This window comes from Sphingomonas sp., from assembly GCF_036402235.1.
Classification (GTDB): domain Bacteria; phylum Pseudomonadota; class Alphaproteobacteria; order Sphingomonadales; family Sphingomonadaceae; genus Sphingomonas.
Genome location: NZ_DASWTG010000041.1, coordinates 60,881 through 67,250 on the forward strand (window position 1 = coordinate 60,881; position 6,370 = coordinate 67,250).

7 protein-coding genes are annotated in these 6,370 nt (G+C 67.4%); 4 read left to right on the forward strand and 3 right to left on the reverse strand.

Features of this window, described 5'->3' with window-relative positions; all coding sequences use genetic code 11:
* The first annotated feature begins 159 nt into the window (after positions 1 to 159).
* The 4 genes from VGD28_RS08270 (at position 160) to VGD28_RS08285 (ending at position 2,681) form a co-directional block, all read left to right on the forward strand.
* Positions 160 to 1,305 (forward strand): hypothetical protein, encoded by a 1,146-nt coding sequence (locus VGD28_RS08270; RefSeq protein WP_331027859.1) that lies wholly within the window; start codon positions 160 to 162, stop codon positions 1,303 to 1,305.
* A 151-nt stretch (positions 1,306 to 1,456) separates the two neighbouring features.
* Entirely contained in the window at positions 1,457 to 1,990 is a 534-nt protein-coding gene (infC, locus tag VGD28_RS08275; RefSeq protein WP_331027860.1) for a translation initiation factor IF-3, read from the forward strand.
* Between the two features lie 21 nt (positions 1,991 to 2,011).
* A complete protein-coding gene (locus tag VGD28_RS08280) occupies positions 2,012 to 2,485 on the forward strand; it encodes a hypothetical protein (RefSeq protein ID WP_331027861.1) in 474 nt (157 codons plus the stop codon).
* The gene (locus VGD28_RS08285) at positions 2,478 to 2,681 is read left to right on the forward strand and encodes a hypothetical protein (RefSeq protein ID WP_331027862.1); all 204 of its coding nucleotides are present in this window, start codon (positions 2,478 to 2,480) and stop codon (positions 2,679 to 2,681) included. The genes VGD28_RS08280 and VGD28_RS08285 overlap by 8 nt, the downstream gene beginning before the upstream one ends.
* Here the strand turns inward: VGD28_RS08285 and VGD28_RS08290 are convergent.
* The 3 genes from VGD28_RS08290 to VGD28_RS08300 all read right to left on the reverse strand — a co-directional run bounded on the left by VGD28_RS08290 (position 2,674) and on the right by VGD28_RS08300 (position 6,299).
* On the reverse strand, positions 2,674 to 3,060 hold the full coding sequence (locus tag VGD28_RS08290) for a VOC family protein (protein ID WP_331027863.1): 387 nt from the start codon (positions 3,058 to 3,060) through the stop codon (positions 2,674 to 2,676). The genes VGD28_RS08285 and VGD28_RS08290 overlap by 8 nt on opposite strands.
* Before the next feature lie 59 nt (positions 3,061 to 3,119).
* Positions 3,120 to 3,491: a hypothetical protein gene (locus VGD28_RS08295; RefSeq protein ID WP_331027864.1), complete on the reverse strand. Its 372-nt coding sequence runs from the start codon at positions 3,489 to 3,491 to the stop codon at positions 3,120 to 3,122.
* A gap of 66 nt (positions 3,492 to 3,557) precedes the next feature.
* The gene (locus VGD28_RS08300; protein ID WP_331027865.1) at positions 3,558 to 6,299 is read right to left on the reverse strand and encodes a [protein-PII] uridylyltransferase; all 2,742 of its coding nucleotides are present in this window, start codon (positions 6,297 to 6,299) and stop codon (positions 3,558 to 3,560) included.
* Between the last annotated feature and the right edge of the window lie 71 nt (positions 6,300 to 6,370).

Below are 6,370 nucleotides of genomic sequence, written 5' to 3' on the forward strand. Positions count from 1 at the left end.
GGAATCCATTCTGGCTGGCCGACCGGATCGAGCCGTCACATCAGCCTCAATGGATCCCCGCCTGCGCGGGGATGACGAAGTGGGGATGGTCGCCAATCCGGCGCCCTGCGGCAAAGTCCGTTCAAGCCGGGGGCGGTGCCATAGGCTACCAACACAGTCATGGACCGCCGCCTCTTCCTCGCCGCCGCGCTGGGCTCGCTCGCCGCCGCCCGCGCCATTCGCCCCGCTGCCGCGCAGGCCGCGCCACCCGTCACCCGCTGGAGAGTCGGGACGTCGGAAGGGCATGACGCCTTTGCCTTTCTCGGCCCGCTCTCGGGCGAACCGCTCTACCAGCGCTACTACGCCGCCGATGCCGCCGCCTTCGCGCCCAGGCTGCCCGAAGCGATTCGCGCCGACATCCCGAAGCTTTGGAAGGAGGCGGGCAAGGATTACGGCCTGCTCGGTCCCAATCTGTCGACGACCTGCTCCGGCGCGGACGTCGCCACGCTCGACGCGGTGATCGCGAACTTCGCCGATCTCGAGGGCCGCGTGCGTCCCCGCTATCAGGCGAGCCCTTATTGGGATGCCAAGGACTGGGCCTGGCTCACCGCCAACGCCCCGCGCCTGGGCGCGGTGTTCGCGGCGATGCGCGACGCCGGCTTCGCCGCCTTTCGCGCCGAACGCACCGCCGGGATCGAAATGCGCGCCGCAGAGATCGCCCGCGCGCTCGCCAGCTACGATGTCGTGCAGTGGCAGCGCAAGCTCACCGGCCGCGCCTTCGAGACGGAGATCGCGATCGTGCTGCTGCAATTCTCCAAGCCGCACGGCATCAAGGTGCAGGGCCAGACGTTCCTTCAATCCGCCGACTATGACGTCGCGCTCACCGTGCGCATCGCCGCGCACGAGATGCTGCACCCGCCGGTGCCGATGGACGGCGCGGCGGCCAAGGCGGCGATGGCCGTGCTCGAGCGTGATGCGCTGATGATGCGAATCGTCCGCGAGCATGATCCGCGCTGGGGCTACACCACGCTCGAAGGCTATCTGAACGAGGATCTGTGCGAGGCGCTCGACCAGCTGATCAGCGAGGCGCTCGGCGTCGCGCGCAACCCCGCCGACCGCTGGCGCAAGGCCGATGACGGGATGCATGTCCTTGCGGCCGGCCTTTACGGCCTGCTCCGCCAGGACAAATGGGCCGAGACCGGCGGCGATATCGGGCAGTGGCTCGCGAAAGCCGTCGCCGCGGGCCGACTCGCGCCGCGGGTGTTGCATCCGGTCGCGGCGCGGGTGCTCGAACGGCCGGTCGATCGCCTCTGGCCGCTTGCGTGAGCCGGCCTGACCGCCCATATCAGCGTAGCGCCCGCGCCACAGCGTGTGGCTATTTCGTCAGGATTGGTGCGGCGGGGCTACCCCGCAGCGCCGTCCTGCGCTATCCTGCGCATCTGTAACTGTAACAGGAGCTGTTCCTATACGTCCTCCCATGTCCCGGCGCGGGTTCGCGCCCCCGGTGCCTACCGGCCCGCGCTTCAACGAATTCATCCAGTCGCCCAAGGTCCGCGTGATCGACCATGAGGGCGAGAATCTGGGCGTGATGTACACCCGCGAGGCGATGGAGCAGGCGCAGGAACTGGGCCTCGACCTGGTCGAGGTGTCGCCCAACGCCGATCCACCCGTCGCCAAGTTCCTCGATGTCGGCAAGTACAAGTACGAGGCGCAGAAAAAGGCGAACCTCGCGCGCAAGTCGCAGAAGACGCAGGAGATCAAGGAGATCAAGATGCGTCCGAACATCGACGACCACGACTACGACACCAAGATGAAGGCGGTCCACAAGTTCATCGGTGAGGGCGACAAGGTGAAGATCACCCTGCGCTTTCGCGGTCGTGAGCTGTCGCACGGCCAGCTCGGCATGAACCTGTTGAAGCGCGTCCAGGAGGATTGCGCCGAGGATGCCAAGGTCGAGTCCTATCCGCGCATGGAAGGCCGCCAGATGCTGATGGTGCTGGCGCCGAAATAGGAGGGCGGAAGGAGGGGGATGATGGGCGACGTTCTCGACAAGTTTTTCGCGCAGGCACGCGAAGTGCAGTTCGGGGACCGCGACGAGATTTCCCTTACTCCCGAGGAAATCTACCAGATCGTATCGAATAATGCGGTCCGTGCCCGGTTCATTCTGCGCTTTGCCAAGGAAGCGCAGAGTGAGGAGTTGCGGACGCTGATTCGTCTCTATCTGCAAAGCATCGCCTCGAAGGAGGAGGAAATTGCGGCCGAGATGCGAATCGATGCCGATGGCGTGGAGCGTTATGTCGGGCGGGTAGGCATTGGCGGCGCCGGTGCCGGGATCGTAATGATTGTTTCGACCGGCGGGACCGGCGCCGTGATCTTGGTCGGCGGCGGTCTGGTGGCGATGGCTGCCAGCGGCTACACGTCGAACCGATTGCGCAAGCGCGCGTTGAAGCGTGAGACGCTGGCGAAGCGAATTCGCGAAACCCTCGAGGAGATCGCCGATGATTGAATGGCTGGCCAGTGCCAATGCCGATCAGGTCGCGGCGATTCTCGGGCTGCTCCTTGGCCTCTGGGGCGTCGGGTCTTCGCTTTGGCGCCTCGCCGATACCAGCCGGCGAGAAGTCCTCGCCTTGGCCGCGGTGTCGGCAGGATTGGTGCTGCTCGCGCGGGATCGGCGTCGCGATCGAGGCGAATCGCTTAACTGACGGCCGGCGGCTCCCACAATTCGATCGCATTGCCCTCGGGATCGTGGATTCGCGCGAACTTGCCGGTCTCCGGCGTATCCCATTCGTCCTTGGTGATGATCGCGACGCCCGCCGCGTTGAGCTGCTCGAGCATGCCCTCGAGGTCACTGACGCGCAGATTGATCAGGAACTGCTTGTCGGCGGCGAAATAGTCGGTGTCGGCCTTGAACGGCGCGAACACCATCGGCCCGCCCTGCGTCTGCCAGAACCAGTCGTCGGGGTCGCCCGCACCCTCGGCATTGCACTCCGCGCCGATGTTCAGGTGATCGCGATACCATGCGGTCAGTGCGTCGGGATCCTTCGCGCGAAAGAAGAACCCGCCCATGCCGAGTACGCCCATCGTCCGCTCCCTTGCGATTGAGGGGGCAGCTTAGGCGCTGTCGGCAATGGTGGCCAGCGTCAGCGCTGGCGCATCTCGATCACGCGCCATTCGCCCTCGATCCGGCACGCTGTGCCATCGACCGCGCCCTGCGCGAACGGGCGGCAGCTGCGCCCCGCCTTGTCGGTGAAGCCCTTGCCGACGGTCGGACCGTGCTCGCGACCACCGGTCGACGGGTCGTCCAGCACCTGCTGGAGTCGCCCGCTCGCCATCAGCGTGCCGCCGTGGAAGGTGACCGGCGAACCCGGCTCAGCCCAGATGCTGAGCGTGATGAAGACACCGAACCCCATAACCGCCAGCGCCGCTGCCCATCTGACCCAGCGGTTGCGGAAGCTGTGCAGCCACCCCGAACGGGCAGGGGTTTCGGATGCGTCGAGAATGTGGGTTGGCATGGCAGCGCTTCCGGAAACGGTGTCTTGACTAACTAAATCACCAGTAGCGGGATTGCAACGTCGTGCTCACGCCGCCGTCGCGAATTCCCCAAGGCCCGTGGCGGCATCGAGCATCCGCCGCTCGAGCGACTTCAATCGCAGCACTGCGGTGATCTTGTCGCCGGTCAGGTCGGTCACATAGAAGGTGTCGACCGCGCGCTCGCCATAGGTGGCGACATGCGCCGAATGGATCGTCACCTTCGACTGGAACAGCGCATAGGCGAGGTGGTGGAGCAGTGCCGGCCGGTCGCGGGCATTCACCTCGATCACCGTGAAGCGGTTCGACGCCTTGTTGTCGATCAGCACCGCCGGCTCGATCGGGAAGGCGTCGGCGCGCGGGCGGGGCAGGGGCTTGGCCGCGAGCCGCTCGGTCAGCTTGGCGCGGTTGGCCAGCGCCTCGGCGATGCCGGTCTCGATCCGGCCGAGCTGGCCGGGATCGTCGAACGGGCGGCCGAGCGGGTCCTGCACCAGGAAGTTGTCGATCGCCATGCCGTCGCGCGTCGGGTGGATGCGCGCGTCGATGATGTTGCCGCCCGCCGCATGGATCGCGCCGGCGATGCGGTAGAACAGGCCCGCATGGTCGGCGGCATAAACCGTCACCAGCGTCGCGCCGCGATCGGGATAGACCGTCGCCTCGACCGACAGCTGCGCCTCGCCCACCCGCTCGATGAAGCGGGCGTTGCGCTCGATCACGTCCTCGGGCTCGGCGACCCAATAGGGGTCGGGCAGTCGCTTGATCAGCGCGCTCATGTCGCGTCCGATCGCCGCGGACAGCGCTTCCTGCTTCGCCGCGATCCGCTCGCCGCGGCCCTTCTGCTTGTGGCCGAGCCGCAGCACCTCCTCGGCGCTGTCGAACAGGTTGGTGAGCAGCTGGCGCTTCCACCCGTTCCACACGCCGGGTCCGACCGCGCGGATATCGACGATGGTGAGGACGAGCAGCATCATCAGCCGCTGCGGCGACTGCACCACCTCGGCGAAGTCGAGGATCGTCTTGAAGTCGGAAAGGTCGCGCTTGAACGCGGTGGCGGACATCAGCAGGTGCCAGCGCACCAGCCACGCCACCGTCTCGGTCTCGGCCGGGGTCAGCCCCAGCCGCGGGCACAGCCGTTGCGCCACCTCCGCGCCCAGCACGCTATGGTCGCCGCCGCGCCCCTTGGCGATGTCGTGCAGCAGCACCGCGACATAGAGAGCGCGGCGCGAGGCGATCTGGTCGAGGATGCCGCTGGCGAGCGGATGGTCCTCCCGCCGCTCGCCTTTCTCGATGCTCGCGAGCAGCCCGATCGCGCGGATCGAATGCTCGTCCACCGTATAATGGTGGTACATGTCGAACTGCATCTGCGCGACGACGCGGCCGAAATCGGGCACGAACTGGCCGAACACGCTGGCCTCGTTCATCCAGCGCAGCACCGTCTCGGGATCGCGCGGGCTCGTCAGCACGTCCATGAACAGCGCATTGGCGCGCGGATCGTCGCGCTTGTCGGCGATCAGCTTGGCGTCGCGCGCGGCGGCGCGCATCGTCAGCGGATGCACCTCCAGCTTGTGCAGGTCGGCGAGCTGGAACACCTCCAGCAGCCGCACCGGATCCTCGGCGAAGAAGCTGTCGCGCGGCAGCGCCAGCCTTCCGCGGTCCAACACGAAGCCCTTCAATTTGGCGGGCGAGCGGCGGATGCGCGGCAGCCCGAACCGGCTCCCGCGCGCCGCGAACTTCTCATCCAGATGGGCGAGGAACACGCCGGTCAGGTCGCCGACCATCTTCGCCTGCAGGAAGTAGAAGTGCATGAAGCGCTCGACCTTCGACTTGCCCGGCCGGTCGGCGTAGCGCATGCGCTCGGCGATCTCGCGCTGGAAGTCGAAGGTCAGGCGGTCCTCGGCGCGCCCGGCGATGTTGTGCAGGTGGCAGCGCACCGCCCACAGGAAATTCTCGGCGCGGCGGAACTGGCGGTACTCCAGCTTGGTCAGCAGCCCCGCGCCGACCAGCTCGGCCGGCTCGGTCACGCCATGCGCGTACTTCCCGATCCAGAACAAGGTGTGCAGGTCGCGCAGCCCGCCCTTGCCCTCCTTGACGTTGGGCTCGACCACGTAGCGGCTGTCGCCCATCTTGCGGTGCCGCTCGTTCCGCTCGTCCAGCTTCTGCGCGATGAAGGCGCGCGCGCTGTCCTTCTGCACCTCGGCGCGGAACCGCGTCGCCGCCTCGTCGTAGAGCGCGGTGTCGCCCCACACATAGCGCCCCTCGAGCAGCGCGGTGCGGATCGTCACGTCCGCCTTCGCCTCGCGCACCATCTCGTCGAGCGAGCGTGAGCTGTGCCCGACCTTCAGCCCCATGTCCCATAGCGAATAGAGGATCGATTCGATCACCTGCTCGCTCCAGCTGGTCTGCTTCCACGGGGTGATGAAGGCGATATCGACATCGCTGAACGGCGCCATCTCGCCGCGGCCGTATCCGCCGACCGCGATCAGTGCCATCCGCTCGGCCGCGCTCGGGTTGCTGTTGGGATAGAGCCGCGCCAGCGTGAAGTCCCACAGCACGCGCAGCAGCTGGTCCATCAGGAACGCGCCGCTCGCCGCGCTTTCATGGCCCCGCGCGGGGTGCTCGGTCAGCCGCCGGGCGATCTCCGCCCGGCCCATCTCCAGCGCGGCCTTCAGCCGAAGCGCTCCGGCCTGCCGCAGCCGCATCGCGTCGGGCGCCGCGATCGCCGCCAGCTCGTCCGCCAGCGCCCGGCGGTCGACGATCGCGCGGCGGTTGGGGACGGAATCGAAGCGCGCGGACATGCAAGGGCAGATAGGGGAAGCGGGGGGCTGGCGCTACCTCCCAATCCTCCCCCGCCAGGGGGAGGTGTCGC